The following is a 15781-nucleotide window of genomic DNA, read 5'->3' as shown; positions in this document are numbered from 1 at the left end:
TGACCGTACCCGCAAAGAGGGGCTGTAAAGCATGCCGACGATGAAGAACCCCAGGGCGCCCGCCACCCTGGCCGCCGCCCTGGCATCCGTGATGACCTCGCTGGCCGCGCAAGCCGCCGGCCCTGTCGTGATAGGAAGCGGCGTCACCGACACGACCCGCCGCACGATATCCGGTAGCGACAGCGTCACCATCGAAAGCGGCGGAACGATCGATACGTCGGGCACGTCCCTGACCATGGACTCGTCCGTGCCGGCCCCCGGCATTTCCATCACGAACTCCGGCACGCTGAAGTCCGGCAACCGCGGCATCGACACCAACGGCAGCACCGCCGGCTCGCCGTTCAACTTTACGTTGACCAACAATGCCGGCGCGATCATCTTCACCAGCGACGACAGCGTCCGCATCAACAACGATGTCCCGACCGGCCGCATCGTGATCGAGAACGCCGGCACCATCACCTCGCAAAGCGGCCAGGCCATCGACTTCGACAAGATCGGCACCGCCGGCAATGTCGTTATCAATAACCGCGCCGGCGGCCTGATCCAGGCCATGGATGCCGACGCCGTCCGTCCAGGGGAAGGGGGCCAGGTCAACAACTGGGGCGCTATCGTCTCGTCGGCCCCGGCCAACACATCGGGCGACCCCGAGGACGATCCCTCCAACGACGGCGTCGACATGCAGGGCCACGCCGCCGCCGTCCACAACTATGCGGGCGGCCTGATCTCCGGCGCCCGCCACGGTATTACCAGCGACGTCAACGTCGACGTCGTCAACGAAGCCGGCGGCGTCATCGTCGGCCGCAACGGCTCCGGCGTCGGTTCCGACGGCGACGGTACCGTGGTGAACCACGGCATCATCACCGGTGCCATCGACGCCACGTCGGTGAACGGCGACGGCGACGGGGTCGACATCGACGGCAAGGCGGACATTACCAATACCGGGACCATCCAGGGCATCGGCGCCAAAGGCGAGAAAGACGGTTCGCCCAATAACAGCGAAGGCATCGCCGCGGGCGGCGGCATCATCCGCAATCTGACGGCGCAATCCCTGATCAGCGGCCAGGCCAACGGTATCCTCATCGACGACAGCGCCGAAGGCGCCGCGCCGCATGCGACCACGCTGGTCAACGAAGGCACGATACGCGGCGTCACGGGCTTTGGCGTCAAGATCATCGGCAACCAGGCCGACACGGTGACGAACTCGGGTTTGATCGAAGGCGGCAAAGGCCTGGCGCTGGACCTGGGCGGTGGCGACGATACGCTGAACATCCTGACCGGCTCGCGCATCGTCGGCCTGGTCGACGGCGGCGCCGGCAACGATACGGTCAACCTGCTGGGCAGCGGCACCTTCGCCGGCGCCGTCAACGTCGAGAACCTTACCGTCAGCGGCAGTTGGGTGCTGACAGGCAAGCAGCAGTATGCGAATGGCGTCACCATCGCGCAGGGCGGCAACCTGGACGTGCAAGGCACGCTCGGCGGCACGCTAACGATTGCGCAAGGCGCCCTGCTGGACGGCAACGGCACGCTGGGCAGCGCCAACGTGGCCGGCACCATCGCGCCCGGGCATTCGATCGGCACGCTGACTTTCACGGGCAACTACGCGCAGCTGGCCGGATCGACCTACCGGGTCGAAGTCGCCAACGGCGGGCAATCCGACCTGATCCAGGTGGCGGGGACGGCATCCCTGGCGGGCAATGTGATGGTGACCCCGATGCCCGGCACGCGGATCGCTCCGGGCCTGCGCTACACCATCCTGTCCGCGGGACAGGGCATCAGCGGCGCCTACGGTTCCGTCGCCGGCGCGACGCAGATGCTGTTCCTGCAACCCGTGCTGTCCTACGACCCCAGCCACGTGTACCTGGCCTTCGACCGCAATGCCACGCGCTATGCGGATGTCGCGCAAACCCGCAACCAGCGCGCCGCGGCCCAGGGCGCCGACAGCCAGCCCGACGGCCAACCGGTGCACGACACGATCGCGTCGATGAACGACCCGGCCGATGCGCGCGCCGCCTTCGACAGCCTGTCCGGCGAAATCCAGGCCAGCCTGAAGACCTCGCTGCTGGAAGACAGCCACTTCGCCCGCGACGCGATCAACGATCGCCTGCGCATGGCGTTCATGGACAACGCGGCCGCGCCGGCACGGCTGGCCAGCGCGAATGGCGCCGCCACGCCGGTTCCCGCGCCCGGCCGCGCGGCAATGTGGGGCCAGGTCTACGGCGCCTGGGGCGACATCGACGGCAACGGCAATGCCGCCAAGCTGGAACGCAGCATCGGCGGCTTCATGGTAGGCGCGGACTTCCCGGTGGCCGCCAACTGGCGGGCCGGCGTGGCGGCAGGCTACGACCGCACGGACCTGAACGTGGACGGGCGCTCCAGCAGCGCGGATATCGACAGCTATACCCTGGCCGCTTATGCGGGCACGCAGCTGGGCGCGCTGGGGCTGCGCTTCGGCGCCGCCAACACCTGGCATCGCATAGACACGCAGCGCGACGTGGCTTTCGCCGGTTTCGCGGGCACCACCGACAAGGCCTCTTATGACGGCAATACCGCCCAGGTGTTCGGCGAGGCCGGCTATGCCTTGAACTACGGCACCACGACGTTCGAGCCCTTCGCCGGCCTCGCCTATGCGAATCTGCACACCCAGGGTTTCGACGAGGGCGGCGACACGGGGCTGTCCGGCCGCGGCGACAACACCGGCGTGACCTACACCACGCTCGGCTTGCGCGCCTCCACGCGCTTGGACGCGGGCGGTACCACGGCCGTCCTGCACGGCATGCTGGGCTGGCGCCATGCTTTCGGCGACACGACCCCCACGGCCACGCAGTCGCTGCCGTCGGGCTCGCCCTTCACCGTCTCCGGCGTGCCCATCGCCAAGGACGCCGCCATCCTGCAGGCCGGGCTGAATGTACAGGTGGCCAAAAACGTGCGGGTGGACCTGTCCTACCAGGGCCAGCTGGGCGACGGCGTGCGGCAGAACGGCGTCATGGCCAATGTGAAGGTGCGGTTCTGAGTAGCCTTCACCGATAGCGGCCGCTACACGATACGGGAACTTTGCATAGCTTGGACGGTACCCATATTCCCTTGACAGAATATTCCCTTGAAGGAATAATTGATGCCATGGGCAGTTGAATATACAGACCAATTCGGCGAATGGTGGTCTTCACTAGACGAGGCCGAGCGAGAATCGTTGGACGCGAGTGTCGAGTTGCTCATAGCGAACGGACCGTTATTGGGATTCCCGCACAGCAGTGGAATAAAGGGCTCTAAACATCGCCATATGCGAGAACTGCGAACCCAGCATGCAGGCCGTCCCTTTAGAACGCTGTACGCTTTCGATCCTAGACGATGCGCGATCCTGCTTATTGGGGCAGATAAGACTGGAGATGACCGGTGGTATGAAACCCATATCCCGGTTGCCGATCGCCTATACGATGAACATCTAAGGCAGCTAATTCGAGAAGGGCTTATCGATGGCTAATAAATATTCGATCCTACGGGAAACGATGTCCCCGGAATCGCGGGCACGTGCGAAGGCCAAGGCGGATGCGATGTTGGCGGAAATGCCTTTGCACGAACTGCGTCAGGCGCGCGGCTTATCACAGAAGATGCTCGCCGAATTGCTTCATGTCCAACAGCCATCCATCGCGAAGCTCGAAAAACGCACCGATATGTATATCTCTACGCTGCGCAGCCATATCGAGGCCATGGGCGGACAGCTTGAGGTCATCGCGCGCTTCCCGGACGGCTCGGTAAGGATTAGCAACTTCGCGGAGCTCGATGAAAACGTCGCGGCATGAAGGCCGTGGCCGCCGTCGTCCACCGCCGCCGGGACGGCGCGCTCCGGCCCTGGCGACGTAACGCTACTGATACGAGCCTTTTCCCACCAACGTTCCGGCCTACCGCAACCCCACCATCGTGGCGCGCAGCTGCGACGCGGTCTGCCGCAGGGGCTGCAGGAATTCCGCCACCGCGGCTTCTTCCTGGTAGGCGCCCGCGGTCAGGCTGACGTTGATGGCCGCGACGATCGCGCCGTCCTGGTCGCGCACCGGCACCGCCATCCCGGCGATGGATTCATCCAGTTCGCTGTCCACCCAGGCATAGCCCTGCTCGCGCGCCAGCAGAATGGCCTGCCGCAAGCGATCGCGGTCCACCACGGTGGCGGGGGTCAGCTTTTTCAGCCTGGCCGCTTCCAGGTAAGCGTCCAGCGCGGCATCGTCCAGGCCGGCCAGCAGGACACGCCCCATGGACACCGCATGCGCCGGAAGACGGCTGCCCAGCGAAGGGCTCATGGGCAGGATGCGCTTGGTATGCAGGCGCTGCACATAGACGATGTCTTCTTCGTCCAGCACCGACACCGCGCACGATTGCCCGATGCGCGCGCCCAGTTCTTCCAGCGCCAGCTGCGACTGCCGCCAGAAAGGCAGCGTGTACAGATAGGACAACCCCAGCCGCAGCACCTTGGGCGTCAGCCAGTAATGCTTGCCGTCGGTCTTCACGAACGACAGCTCGATCAGCGTCATCAGGAAGCGGCGCACCGCCGTGCGCGGCAGTTCCACCGCCGCCGAGATATCGGCCAGCGTCTGGCGCGCCTGCCCTTGCCCCATCGCTTCGATGATCCTTAACCCGCGCGCAAACGTGCGCACGAACGACTCGCTTTCCGGCGTTGCCATGGATGCTCCCGCGGGCGTGCTTGACACGCTCGATGTGCCTGACCACAATGACCATACAGCGGATATATATGTCCGCTTAGCGGTCATTATAAGCACGCGGACCGCGCCGCGCAAGTCCGGGCCCGGCCATGCGCCCCACCTCCAACCCGCCCTGGAAAGGCCATGACACAAACCACATTCGAGACAGACTTCTGGAAAGACGACAAGGCGCGCAAGATCTGGGACGACATCGTCCCCGGCGAACCGCGCAAAACCATCCCCTACACCCTGACGCTGGAAGCCATCCAGAAGTACTGCCGGGTCGTGGGCGACACCCATCCCCTGTACTTCGACGAAGCCTATGCGCGCGAATCCCCGTACAAAGGGTTGATCGCGCCGCCCGCCATCCACATCCTGCTGATGTTCGCCTGCACCCCCACGGACGACTGGATGCGCAGCCCCGGCACCGTCAATGCCGGCCAGTCCTGGAGCTACAACATCCCCGCGCGCCCGGGCGACGTCATCCGCCTGGAAGCGCGCGCGCTGGACAAGTTCATCCGCAAGGACCGCCTGTTCGTCGTCCATGACAACGTCTTCTTCAACCAGAACAACGAAGTGATTTGCTCCGGCCGCGGCTGGACCATCCGCCCCATGTAAGGAGCCCCATCATGACCCCCCATGCTTTCGACACGCTCGCGCCCGGCCACAAGATCGATGGCGCTCCTTTTTCGCCGACGCGCGAATCCATCCGCGAATTCTGCGAAGCGTCCCTGGACTTCAATCCCCTGCACTGGGACGACAACTATATGCAGGGCAACTTCGGCAAGACCAATTTCGGCGGCATCATCATGCACGGCATGAACAACTTCGGCGTCATCACGCGCATGCTGACGGACTGGCTGTACGAACGGGGCGGCGTGCAGCGCCGCCTGGAAACGCGCTGGAAGGCGCCGGTCAAGCCGGGCGATACGATCACCCCCCACGCCGTGGTCACCGCCACGCGCAAGACGGAAAAAAGCCGCTGGGCGACGCTGGACGTGCAGGTATTGAACCAGCGCGGCGAAACCATCGCGGTCGGCGAAGCGATGGTCGAATTCCCCCATTAAGATCGAGCCGCCAGAGGCGGCCCGCCATAAAAGCAAGAGGACCCACGAGGAGACAAAAATGAAGACATGGTTGCGAACCGCGGCTGCCCTATGCCTGGGCGCCCTGTGCACGGCGCCCCAGGCAGCGGGCGCGCAGAACTTCCCCGATCACGCCGTGCGCATCGTCGTACCCTTCCCGCCCGGCGGCACCACGGACATCCTGGCACGCATGCTGGGCAACGCGCTGGGCGCGGAATGGAAACAGCCGGTGGTGATCGAGAACAAGCCGGGCGCCAGCGGCACCATCTTCTCCGAACAGCTGGCCCGCACGCCGGCCGACGGCTATACCCTGATGGTGACGGCCACGCATCACGTCATCAATCCGGCGCTGTACAAGAACCTGCGCTACGACAGCAGAACCGACTTCACTCCCATCGCGCAGGTGGCGGCCGTGCCCAACGTGCTGGTGGTCAACGCCGAATTCGCCGAACGCAACCGCATCGACACCGCGGCGGACCTGGTCGCCTATGCCAGGGCCAATCCGGGCAAAGTCAATTTCGGGTCGGCGGGCACGGGTGGCGCCAACCATCTGTCCGGCGAACTGTTCAAGTCGATGACGGGCGTGAAGATGGTGCATATCCCTTACAAGGGCGCGGCCCCCGCGTTGAACGACCTGCTGGGCGGACAGATTCCCGTCATGTTCGATTCGGTGCCGGGCGTGCTGCAACACATCAAGGCTGGCAAGCTGCGCGCGCTGGGCGTGACCTCGCTGACGCGTTCGCCGGCGCTGCCGGACGTGCCGACGCTGGACGAAGCCGGCATCAAGGGGTTCGAGGCCACCGCCTGGTTCGGGCTCTACGCGCCCGGGCATATGGATCCCAAGCTCGCCGCCAGGCTGTCGCAGGATGTACTGGCCGCGCTGCGCTCGCCATCCATCCAGGAACAGTTCGCGCAGCAGGGCGCCGTGCCCGGCACCATGACGCAGCCGCAGTTCGCGCGCTTCGTCGACACGGAAATGGACAAGTGGGCCAAGGTCATCGACGACGCCCACATCACTATCCAATAGAGGCAGCATGACCGCAACAACCGCAGACAAGGCGCCGGTGCGCGGCGCGCTCTCGCACATCCGGGTCCTGGACCTGTCGCGCATCCTGGCCGGCCCCTGGTGCACGCAAAACCTGGCCGACCTGGGCGCCGACGTCATCAAGGTCGAGCGCCCGGGCACCGGCGACGACACGCGTGCCTGGGGCCCGCCCTGGATACGCGACGGCGCCGGCCAGGACACGAGAGACTCCACCTACTACGCGGCCGCCAACCGCGGCAAGAAATCCGTCACGCTGGATATCTCCACGCCGCAGGGCCAGCGCATCGCGCGCGAACTGGCGGCGCACAGCGATGTGGTCATCGAGAACTACAAGATCGGCGACCTCAAGCGCTACGGGCTGGACTACGACAGCCTGCGGGCCGTCAATCCGCGCCTGGTGTATTGCTCCATCACCGGCTACGGCCAGGACGGGCCCAGCGCCAGCAAGCCGGGTTACGACTTCGTCTTCCAGGCCATCGGCGGGCTGATGAGCATCACCGGCGAACGCGACGACCTGCCCGGCGGCGGGCCGCAGAAGGCCGGCATCGCGATCGCCGACGTCATCACGGGCATGTACGCCACCATCGCCATCCTGGCGGCGCTGAACCACCGCGAGGTCTCGGGCCGGGGACAGTACATCGACATGGCGCTGCTCGATTGCATCGTCGCGCTCGGCGGCAACCAGGTCACCGGCTATTTCGCCAACGGCAAGGCGCCCCGGCGCTACGGCAATGCGCACGCCAGCCTGGTCCCCTACCAGGTATTCACCGTGGCCGACGGCGAAATCGTCGTCGCGGTGGGCAACGACGACCAATGGCAGCGCTACTGCGCGGCCATCGAACGGCCCGACCTGGCGGCCGATCCGCGCTGGCACAAGGTCACCGGCCGCATCCAGGGCCGCGACACGCTGGTCCCGATGCTCGCGCGCGCCATGCTGGAGCGTCCGGCGGCGGACTGGCTGCAGCGCCTGGAGGCGCACGGCGTACCCTGCGGCCGCATCAACGACTACGAACAGGTCTTCCAGGATCCGCAAGTCATGCATCGCGGACTGCGCGTGGACATCCCACGCCCCGCCGGCGCCGGCATCGATGGCATGGTGTCGACCATCGCAAGCCCGCTGCGGCTGCGCGATACGCCGCCCCGCTACGACCTGCCGCCGCCGCGCCTGGGCGACAGCACGGATGCGGTGCTCGCCGATGTGCTGGGCTACAGCGCCGAACGCATCGCCGAACTGCGCGGGCAGCGCATCGTCTGATCCGACCCGTTCCGACAGCACGGAGGCTTCCATGCATGAATCCCCCCTGGCGACCTACCGTCGCCATCTATCGGCGGGCCAGCTCGCCTATCAATACGACCCGGAGGCGCGCCGCGCCGTCTTCCCGCCGCGCGTCGTGGCCCCGCTGACCGGCGCCACGGAACTGGAATGGCGCATCAGCGCGGGACTGGGCACGGTGCACGCCGTCACGGTCGTGCATCCGCGCGACCAGGCCCCGTACAACGTGGTTCTGGTGGACATGGACGAAGGCTTTCGCCTGATGAGCCGGGTCGAGGGCGATCCCGCGCGGCCGCCGCGCATCGGCATGCGGGTCAAGGCGCGCGCCTGCCTCGCGCCGGACGGTGGCGATCCCCATCCCGTATTCGACGCCCTGGAGGCCGCATGAACGCCATCGCAAGCCGGCCCGCGACACCGGGGCCGGCGATCGCCGGCGGCGCATCCGCGCCGCTGAAACGCGGTGCCGTCGCCATCGTGGGCGCGGCCGAATCCGACCTGGGCAAGGTCGCGCCTGGCCTCGGCCCCATCGACCTCATGGCCCAGGCCGTGACACGCGCGCTGGACGATTGCGGGCTGGCGCTGCGCGACGTCGACGGCGTCTTCGCCACCACATCGCAAAGCCGCATGCCCACGCTGGCGCTATGCGAATACCTGGGCATCCAGCCGCGCCATCACGATGCCACGAACATGGGCGGCGCCTCTTTCATGACCATGGTCGCGCGCGCCCAGGCCGCCATCGAAGCGGGCCTGTGCGAAGTCGCGGTCATCGCCTACGGCAGCACCCAGCGCAGCATGGGACGCGCCAATGTCGCGGCGCCGGATATCAATCCCCACGAAGCGCCCTACCGTCCGCTGTACACGGCCAGCTCCTACGCGCTGGCCGCCTCGCGCCACATGCACGAGTACGGCACCACGCGGCGGCAGCTGGCGGAAATCGCCGTGGCCGCCCGGCAATGGGCCTTGCGCAACCCGGCGGCATGGGAGAAAAAACCGCTGGCCATCGAAGACGTACTGGCCTCGCCCATGATCAGCGAACCGCTGACCTTGCGCGATTGCTGCCTGGTCACCGACGGCGGCGGCGCGCTGGTCGTCACCAGCGCCGCGCGTGCGCGCGACCTGCGCCGTCCGCCGGCCTACGTGCTGGGCGTGGGCGAAGCGATCGGACATTATTCGATATCGGCCATGCCGGACCTGACGACCACCGCCGCCGCGCGATCCGGTGCCCTGGCCTACCGCATGGCCGGCCTGTCCGCCCGGGAAATGGATGTGGCGCAGCTGTACGACGCCTTCACCATTACGACGCTGCTGTTCCTGGAGGACCTGGGTTTCTGCCCCAAGGGCGAAGGCGGCCGCTTCGTGGAAGACGGCCGCATCGCGCCGGGCGGCGAGCTGCCGGTCAATACCAGCGGCGGCGGCCTGTCCTATTGCCATCCGGGGATGTACGGCATCTTCGCGCTGATCGAAGCGGTCCGCCAGCTGCGCGGCGAATGCGGCGAGCGCCAGGTGCCCGCTTGCAACACCGCGCTGGCCCACGGCAACGGCGGCACGCTATCCAGCCAGAGCACCGTCATCCTGGGGAATGCGCAGGCGCTCTGACAAGGCCGCCGCAGCCGATGCGGCGGCCACCTGCCGACGTACGGCGCGTTCTACAACGCGCCCTTGAACGACTTCGTCCAGTAGTCCAGGAACTCCGCCTTGGCGGTCACCAGCTTGTCCAGGTCATAGGGATACACGCGCTTCAACTCCGCGTCGGTGAAACCAACCCGCTGTTGCAGGTCGGGCGGCAGCGGCGCGTTATGGACGGTCGGCGCATAACCCATCGCCCGCGCGAAATGCACCTGGCCCTCCGGCTCCAGCAAGGCGTTCATATACGCCCACGCCGCGTCGGGATTGCGCGCGTTCTTGGGGACCGCGCCTTCGAAGGTCACCGGTATCGTGCCTTCCTTCGGGATCACGAAACCCAGCGGCAGGCCGGCATCCCGCCACTGCAGCGCGCGCGCCTTCCACATGCAGGCCATCCAGATTTCACCGGATTTGAACGCCGTGGCCACCGCCTCGTTGGACGGATAAACGCGCGGCTTGTTCTTCACCAGTTCCTGCAGGAACTTCTTGCCCGGCTCGAAGCTTTCGAAGCGGCCGCCGCTCTGCCCGGCGCCGACGAACAAGCCGTTGTACAGGTAAAGGATGTCCGAAAAGCCGACCCGCCCCTTGTACTTCGGATCCAGCATGACCTGCACGGAATCCGGCGGCGAGGAAAAGTGCTCGGTGTTGTAGACCAGCGTCATCGCGCTGAAGATGTGCGGGATGGAATACGGGGTCTTGAACTGGTCGTACACGTTTGCCAGGTTGGGCATCGCGGCCTGGTGCTCCTGGATCGGCGCCAGCGCGCCGGAATGCGACCCATCGTACATATCGACCTCGCCCAGCAAGGCCACGTCCATGCTGCCGCGCCGCGAATTGCGCTCGGACCGCAGCTTGGTCAGCCGCGGCACCGCGTTGCCGGTATCGAACACCACGCCGATATCCTGCTTGGCGACCAGCGGCGATATGTATTGCTGGAGCAGGTTCTGGTAATCGCCCCCCCAGGTTCCCACCACCACCTCCTTGCCCGCCGCGCGGGCCAACCCCGGCAGCAGCGGCAGCGCGGGCGCCAGCGCCAGGCCGCCGGCGGACTTCAGGAAGCGGCGGCGCCGCGGATTCTCATGGTTCATAGGACGACCCCCAATCCGGAAAGTTAGGTTGACGAAACAAAAGGGAAAACGCCACGCGCTTCACGCGCGGAGCAGGAAAAGCATCACGCACAGGCCTCCAGCACGACGGGCGAGGCGGACGGCAGGTCGCGCAGCGCCGCGGCATCGAGGTCGCGCGTGATGACGATCAGCACGTCCTCGCGCGGCGACAGGGAAGCCATGCGGCGGGGCATGCCAAAGGTGGTACCCACGCTCTGGATCAGGACCGGCTCGGCGCAGTCCGTGACGCGCAGCAAGGCCTTCAACCGCAGCAGCCGGTCGCCGCACAGTCCCGCCAGGTCGTCCAGCCAGGCGGCGAATGCCGACCATGCCATGGGCTGGCGCACCGTGCCGCGCCATACGTGGATGCGTGGATGGCGCAGCGATCCTGCGTGGGCGCGCGCGGTGGCGGCCGCCCCGGCAGCCGACAGCGCGCCCAGCGCCATGTCCACGGCCGACGCGCCCGGCAAGGGCGCGAAGGCGCGCTCGACCGCCACGGCGCGATCGCTTTCGGCAACGATCTCGGCCAGCGGATTCAGGGCGCGGGCGCGCCGCGCGTGCAGCGCCAGGGCCGCGGCCGGGTCGCCGGCGGCGGGGTGGTCAGCGCTTTGTTCCGCCGCGCGTCCGCCGTGCGCCGAACCGGTGATCGCGGCCCCGGCCGACTCCACCTCGGTCGCGTGCACCGCCAGATCCGTCTTCGTCAACACGATGCGCTGCGCGGCCGCGAACTGCGCGGCGGCTTCCTCGAACTGTTCGTCGCCCAGCGGACCGCGCGCGCAGTCGTAGGCGGTCACGACGGACAACCGCAGGTGATGCGAGGCCAGTTCCGGATCGGCCAGCGAGGCGATGATGGGCCCGGGCCGCGACAAACCGCTGGTCTCCAGAATGATGCGCGCGAGCGGCCTGCCGTCGGGACGCGGCGCGTTCAGCAGCGCGTTCACCGTATCCACCAGGCCGCTGCGCAGCGAGCAGCAGACGCAGCCGTTGGCCAGCAGGGTCATGGGCACTCCGCCGCCGCCATCGGCCACGATGGCGCCGTCCACGCCGATCTCGCCCACCTCGTTGACGATCACCCCGGTGTCGCCGGCATCCGCGCGCCGCAGGAAATCCACCAGCAGCGTGGTCTTGCCGCTGCCCAGGAAGCCGGACAGCACGATCAGGTCAACGGGCGTGGGGCGGTCCATCGGGGTCTCCTTCCCAGCTGTCCTTGACCAGGGCACGCACATCGGCCAGCAACTGCTCCGTGTCGTACACCACGCCGCCCTTGACGGTATGGCGCAGCGACCGCTTCCATTCCACCTTGCCGGTCTCGTCGTTCAGGCGCATGGCGCCCGTGCCGTACAGCAGCTTGAAATCCTCCAGCGGATTCTGGTCGTGCACCAGCAGGTCCGCGCGCTTGCCGACATCCACCGAGCCGGTATCGTCGCCCACGCCCAGCAGGTCGGCGCCCAGCGAGGTGGCCGCGCGCAGCACTTCCAGCGGATGGAAGCCCGCTTCCTGCAAAAGCTCCAGCTCGCGCACGAAGCCGAAGCCGTAGATCTGGAAGATGAATCCGGAATCGCTGCCCGCGCACACGCGGCCGCCCAGGTTCTTGTACTCGTTGATGAACTGCATCCACAGGCGGTAGTTCTGCTTCCACTCGATCTCGTTGGTGGTGCTCCAGCGGTACCAGTAGGCGCCGTGTCCGCCGCGCTGCGGCTGGAAGTACTTCCAGATGGCGTTCCAGGTGTAGTCGTCGTGCCAGTCGGCGCGGCGCGCGCGCATCAGGTCGCGATTGGCGTCATAGATATTGAACGTCGGTACGAAGGTGTGGTCCAGTTCCAGGAAGCGGTCCATGACCTCGCGCCACTTCGCGCTGCCGGGCTGGGCGGCCTGCATGAAGGTCTGGCCGGCCAGGGCGAAGCGGAAATACTCGTCGCCATAGTTGTAGTCGGTGGGGAAATCCTGCACCACCCGGTTCTCGAACAGCGCCTCGGGCAGGCCGTAGTAGTGTTCGGAACTGGTCAGCCCCCATTGCGCGGATTTCAGCGCGTTCACGCGCGTCACCGCCATCTGCGCGTGGTGGCAGCCGGACCGCAGGCCGACCTTGGCGGCCTCGTCCAGCGCGGCCTGCATGATGGCGGGCGGCGCGCCGAAGAACTTGATCCCGTCGGCGCCGCGCGCCTTGATCTTGCGCACCCATTCGCGCCCCTGTTCCGGCGTATGGATGGTCTTGACGCGGTCGTTCACGGCCGGGAAGACCACATGCGCCAGGATGCGCGGCGCGGCGATCTCGTTGCGCTCGGATTTTTCTTTCTGGTCCAGGTTCCACCCCAGGCCGTTCATCGAACCCATCTCGCGCACCGTGGTCACGCCATGCGCCAGCCACAGCTTGTAGATATAGTCGGCCGGCGGCGCGACGCCGCTCATGGTGTGGTACGGCGTACCGATGTGCGCGTGCGAATCGACGAAGCCCGGCGTGACGAACTTGCCGTGGCAATCCACCTCGTGGTCGCCGGCCGGCGGCCGGCGCGCGGGGTTGATCGGCTTGTGCGGCGTGCCCACCGGCACCAGCGCGGCGATGCGGTCGTTTTCCACTACGATGTCCACCGGGCCCCAGGGCGGCGCGCCGGTGCCGTCGATAACGGTCGCGCCGCGCAGCACCAGCCGCTTGAACGGACCGTCGCCGCGGTCGCGCGCGGTGGCGGCCGACGGCGGATGCCAGCCCTTGGCCGCGTTCAGCGCGCGCGATTCCTCGCCGACGTCCACGCCGGCATAGGGATTGTCGATAGCCATCGTTCAGGCCTCCATCGCGTCGTGGAAGATTTTCCCGTCCTTCATGACGAGCGGAATATGGTCGCCCTGGCCCAGCAGGCAGGACACATCCTTGTACGGATTGCCGTCCACCACCAGGACGTCGGCGATCGCCCCGGGCACGATGCGGCCCAGGCGATCGTCCATGCGCAGGACTTCGGCGGCGACGCTGGTCGCGCTCTGGATGACTTCATGCGGCGTCAGCACTTGCGCGCGCAGGCGGAATTCGTCGCTCTGCAGCCGTTGCGACGGCCCCAGCAGATCCGATCCGAAACCCATCTTCACGCCGGCCCGCTTGTAGATCTCCAGCGAGTGCAGGCCCGCCGTGCGTACCGTGGCGATCTTGGCGACGCTGTCGGGCGGCAGGCCGTAGTCGGCACCTTCGTTGGCCAGCGCCTCGTAGGTAACCAGGGTGGGCACCACATAGGCGCCATGCGTGGCCATCACGGCGGCCGTGTCGTCGTCGATCAGGTTGCCGTGCTCGATGGTGCGCACGCCGCATTTCACGGCGCGGCCGATGGCCTGTGCCGTGTATGCATGCGCCAGCACGTAGGTCTGCCGGCCGCGCGCCTCGTCCACGATGGCGCGGATCTCGTCTTCCGAATAGCCGAACGAGGCGATCGGGTCCGTGGGCGACGCCACGCCGCCCGACGCCATGATCTTGATCTGGTCCGCGCCCATCTGCAGTTCCTGCCGCACCGCCTTGCGCACGTCGTCGACACCGTCGGCCACGCGGCCGATGTCGCCGGCGCGGAAGCAGCAGCCGCAGAAACTCATCGGGCGCAGATGGTCCGAGCGCGGGCGCGGGTCGCCGTGCCCGCCGGTCTGGCTGATGGCGCGCCCGGAAATGAACAACCGCGGCCCGACCACCGTGCCTTCCTCCACCGCGCACTTCAGGCCCCAACCCGCCCCGCCGGCGTCGCGCACCGTCGTGAAGCCCCGCCGCAGCATCGCCGCCATGATGGGCACGGAACGCATCATCACCAGCGCGTCCGGCAGCATGCCCTGCGTGCTCAGGTTCAGCTGCGTCGCCATGACATGCGCGTGCAGGTCGATCAGGCCCGGCATCAGCGTGCGCCCGCGCACGTCGATCGCGCGCGCGGACTGCGCGCCGATCGGACGGTCCGAGACCTCCTTGATCGCGCCGTCTTCCACCAGCACGTGCATGCCTTCGCGCAGTTCCGGGACATCCGGATCCAGCAGGTTGGCGTTCTTGAACAGAAAAGCGGTCATATCGGGCTCCGTGCGGAGGATAAGATGTCAGGACGCCATGGTTTTCACATAGCGGCGATGGATCAGCCAGTTCGACAGCAAGGCCATCAGCAGGGTGGCGCAGACCAGGATCAGCGCCATCGCCGATCCGAAAGGCCAGTTCGACGCCCGCGTAATCTGGTCGTACAGGGCCGGCGCCATCATGGTCAGGCCGGTACCGCCCAGCAGCACCGGGGTCGCATAGGCGTTCATGCACAGGATGAAGACGAGCATGGTGCCGGCGGCGACGCCGGGCGCGGCGATGGGCAGTACCACCCGGCGAAAGGTCGTGAAGAAGCCCGCGCCCAGATTGCGCGCCGCCTCCTCCACCGAGAAATCCATTCCCTCCAGGACGCTTTGCAGCGTCAGGATCAGGTACGGCATGACCACGGCCGTGGTGCCGACGACCACGGCCGTCGGCGTGTACATCAATTGCAGGGAATGCTCGATCAGGCCCAGGCCCTTCAGCACGGCATTGACGATGCCGGCGTTGCCCAGTATCACCATCCAGCCGGCCGCGCGCACCACGCTGCCCACCATCAGGGGGAACACCAGCAGGATGACGAACAGGCTCTTGTGGCGGCTGTCCGTCCGGGCCAGGAAATAGGCGACGGGAAAGCCCAGGATCAGCGCCAGCACCGTGCACAGCGCGGCCACCCCAACCGTGGTCAGGAACACACCGCGATAGTAGGGATCGGCGAAGAACTTCGCGTAGTTCTCCAGCGTGAACGCCGCCTGCATCATATCGGCGGGATCGAAGTGATTGAAGCTATACCGCACCAGCTGCAACAGCGGGACGACGATGATCAGCAGCACCACCAGGGATGCCGGGAACGCCAGCCCGGCGCCCAGGCGCACGGGCCGCGCGGCGGTGGAAACGGGCGCCGAAGCGCTGGCCGATGAATTCATGACCGCCG

Annotated in this window: 15 protein-coding genes; 9 read left to right on the top strand and 6 right to left on the bottom strand. The window is 66.9% G+C overall.

Translation table 11 applies throughout. The features are described 5' to 3' along the window. Positions 1-40: 40 nt before the first annotated feature. The 3 genes from CAL28_RS01325 (at position 41) to CAL28_RS01315 (ending at position 3797) form a co-directional block, all read left to right on the top strand. Positions 41-3010, top strand: a complete 2970-nt coding sequence (locus tag CAL28_RS01325) for an autotransporter outer membrane beta-barrel domain-containing protein (protein ID WP_176463832.1) — start codon at positions 41-43, stop codon at positions 3008-3010. Positions 3011-3112: 102 nt separating this feature from the next. Beyond that, complete coding sequence (locus tag CAL28_RS01320; protein ID WP_094839626.1) at positions 3113-3478, top strand: type II toxin-antitoxin system RelE/ParE family toxin; 366 nt, start codon at positions 3113-3115, stop codon at positions 3476-3478. Further along, positions 3471-3797 (top strand): XRE family transcriptional regulator, encoded by a 327-nt coding sequence (locus tag CAL28_RS01315; RefSeq protein WP_094839625.1) that lies wholly within the window; start codon positions 3471-3473, stop codon positions 3795-3797. Before CAL28_RS01320 ends, CAL28_RS01315 begins: the two co-directional genes overlap by 8 nt. A gap of 99 nt (positions 3798-3896) precedes the next feature. On the opposite strand, the gene CAL28_RS01310 is transcribed toward CAL28_RS01315, so the two are convergent. Beyond that, entirely contained in the window at positions 3897-4670 is a 774-nt protein-coding gene (locus tag CAL28_RS01310) for an IclR family transcriptional regulator domain-containing protein (protein ID WP_094839624.1), read from the bottom strand. Positions 4671-4832: 162 nt separating this feature from the next. On the opposite strand from CAL28_RS01310, the gene CAL28_RS01305 reads away from it, so the two are divergent. The 6 genes from CAL28_RS01305 to CAL28_RS01280 are packed head-to-tail and all read left to right on the top strand — an operon-like array spanning position 4833 to position 9687. Then, positions 4833-5306, top strand: a complete 474-nt coding sequence (locus CAL28_RS01305; RefSeq protein WP_094839623.1) for a MaoC family dehydratase — start codon at positions 4833-4835, stop codon at positions 5304-5306. A gap of 11 nt (positions 5307-5317) precedes the next feature. Then, a complete protein-coding gene (locus tag CAL28_RS01300; RefSeq protein WP_094839622.1) occupies positions 5318-5755 on the top strand; it encodes a MaoC family dehydratase in 438 nt (145 codons plus the stop codon). 58 nt (positions 5756-5813) lie between these two features. Continuing rightward, positions 5814-6800 (top strand): Bug family tripartite tricarboxylate transporter substrate binding protein, encoded by a 987-nt coding sequence (locus CAL28_RS01295; RefSeq protein WP_094839621.1) that lies wholly within the window; start codon positions 5814-5816, stop codon positions 6798-6800. Between the two features lie 7 nt (positions 6801-6807). Further along, entirely contained in the window at positions 6808-8073 is a 1266-nt protein-coding gene (locus CAL28_RS01290) for a CaiB/BaiF CoA transferase family protein (protein ID WP_094839620.1), read from the top strand. Positions 8074-8104: 31 nt separating this feature from the next. Further along, a complete protein-coding gene (locus tag CAL28_RS01285) occupies positions 8105-8479 on the top strand; it encodes a Zn-ribbon domain-containing OB-fold protein (RefSeq protein WP_094839619.1) in 375 nt (124 codons plus the stop codon). Then, complete coding sequence (locus tag CAL28_RS01280) at positions 8476-9687, top strand: acetyl-CoA acetyltransferase (protein WP_094839618.1); 1212 nt, start codon at positions 8476-8478, stop codon at positions 9685-9687. The genes CAL28_RS01285 and CAL28_RS01280 overlap by 4 nt, the downstream gene beginning before the upstream one ends. A gap of 50 nt (positions 9688-9737) precedes the next feature. Here CAL28_RS01280 and CAL28_RS01275 read toward each other — a convergent pair whose 3' ends face one another. The 5 genes from CAL28_RS01275 to CAL28_RS01255 form a co-directional block, all read right to left on the bottom strand. After that, a complete protein-coding gene (locus CAL28_RS01275; protein WP_094839617.1) occupies positions 9738-10802 on the bottom strand; it encodes an ABC transporter substrate-binding protein in 1065 nt (354 codons plus the stop codon). 83 nt (positions 10803-10885) lie between these two features. Further along, entirely contained in the window at positions 10886-12004 is a 1119-nt protein-coding gene (locus tag CAL28_RS01270; protein ID WP_094839616.1) for a GTP-binding protein, read from the bottom strand. Next, positions 11982-13595 (bottom strand): amidohydrolase family protein, encoded by a 1614-nt coding sequence (locus CAL28_RS01265; RefSeq protein WP_094839615.1) that lies wholly within the window; start codon positions 13593-13595, stop codon positions 11982-11984. The genes CAL28_RS01270 and CAL28_RS01265 overlap by 23 nt, the downstream gene beginning before the upstream one ends. 3 nt (positions 13596-13598) lie before the next feature. Further along, positions 13599-14846: a metal-dependent hydrolase family protein gene (locus CAL28_RS01260; RefSeq protein WP_094839614.1), complete on the bottom strand. Its 1248-nt coding sequence runs from the start codon at positions 14844-14846 to the stop codon at positions 13599-13601. A gap of 27 nt (positions 14847-14873) precedes the next feature. Next, entirely contained in the window at positions 14874-15773 is a 900-nt protein-coding gene (locus tag CAL28_RS01255) for an ABC transporter permease (RefSeq protein ID WP_094839613.1), read from the bottom strand. Positions 15774-15781 lie beyond the last annotated feature (8 nt).

This window comes from Bordetella genomosp. 11 (genome assembly GCF_002261215.1).
Classification (GTDB): domain Bacteria; phylum Pseudomonadota; class Gammaproteobacteria; order Burkholderiales; family Burkholderiaceae_B; genus Bordetella_C.
Note: the sequence above shows the minus strand (reverse complement) of the source record. Positions and strands in the feature narration are given on the sequence as shown.

Excerpts from the sequence above, each read along its gene's own strand:
- CAL28_RS01255 (WP_094839613.1), bottom strand. The coding sequence starts at position 15,773 with ATGAATTCATCGGCCAGCGCTTCGGCGCCCGTTTCCACCGCCGCGCGG.
- CAL28_RS01300 (WP_094839622.1), top strand. The coding sequence starts at position 5,318 with ATGACCCCCCATGCTTTCGACACGCTCGCGCCCGGCCACAAGATCGAT.
- CAL28_RS01320 (WP_094839626.1), top strand. The coding sequence starts at position 3,113 with ATGCCATGGGCAGTTGAATATACAGACCAATTCGGCGAATGGTGGTCT.
- CAL28_RS01280 (WP_094839618.1), top strand. The coding sequence starts at position 8,476 with ATGAACGCCATCGCAAGCCGGCCCGCGACACCGGGGCCGGCGATCGCC.
- CAL28_RS01260 (WP_094839614.1), bottom strand. The coding sequence starts at position 14,846 with ATGACCGCTTTTCTGTTCAAGAACGCCAACCTGCTGGATCCGGATGTC.
- CAL28_RS01295 (WP_094839621.1), top strand. The coding sequence starts at position 5,814 with ATGAAGACATGGTTGCGAACCGCGGCTGCCCTATGCCTGGGCGCCCTG.
- CAL28_RS01305 (WP_094839623.1), top strand. The coding sequence starts at position 4,833 with ATGACACAAACCACATTCGAGACAGACTTCTGGAAAGACGACAAGGCG.
- CAL28_RS01290 (WP_094839620.1), top strand. The coding sequence starts at position 6,808 with ATGACCGCAACAACCGCAGACAAGGCGCCGGTGCGCGGCGCGCTCTCG.
- CAL28_RS01265 (WP_094839615.1), bottom strand. The coding sequence starts at position 13,595 with ATGGCTATCGACAATCCCTATGCCGGCGTGGACGTCGGCGAGGAATCG.
- CAL28_RS01270 (WP_094839616.1), bottom strand. The coding sequence starts at position 12,004 with ATGGACCGCCCCACGCCCGTTGACCTGATCGTGCTGTCCGGCTTCCTG.
- CAL28_RS01275 (WP_094839617.1), bottom strand. The coding sequence starts at position 10,802 with ATGAACCATGAGAATCCGCGGCGCCGCCGCTTCCTGAAGTCCGCCGGC.
- CAL28_RS01315 (WP_094839625.1), top strand. The coding sequence starts at position 3,471 with ATGGCTAATAAATATTCGATCCTACGGGAAACGATGTCCCCGGAATCG.
- CAL28_RS01310 (WP_094839624.1), bottom strand. The coding sequence starts at position 4,670 with ATGGCAACGCCGGAAAGCGAGTCGTTCGTGCGCACGTTTGCGCGCGGG.
- CAL28_RS01285 (WP_094839619.1), top strand. The coding sequence starts at position 8,105 with ATGCATGAATCCCCCCTGGCGACCTACCGTCGCCATCTATCGGCGGGC.
- CAL28_RS01325 (WP_176463832.1), top strand. The coding sequence starts at position 41 with ATGAAGAACCCCAGGGCGCCCGCCACCCTGGCCGCCGCCCTGGCATCC.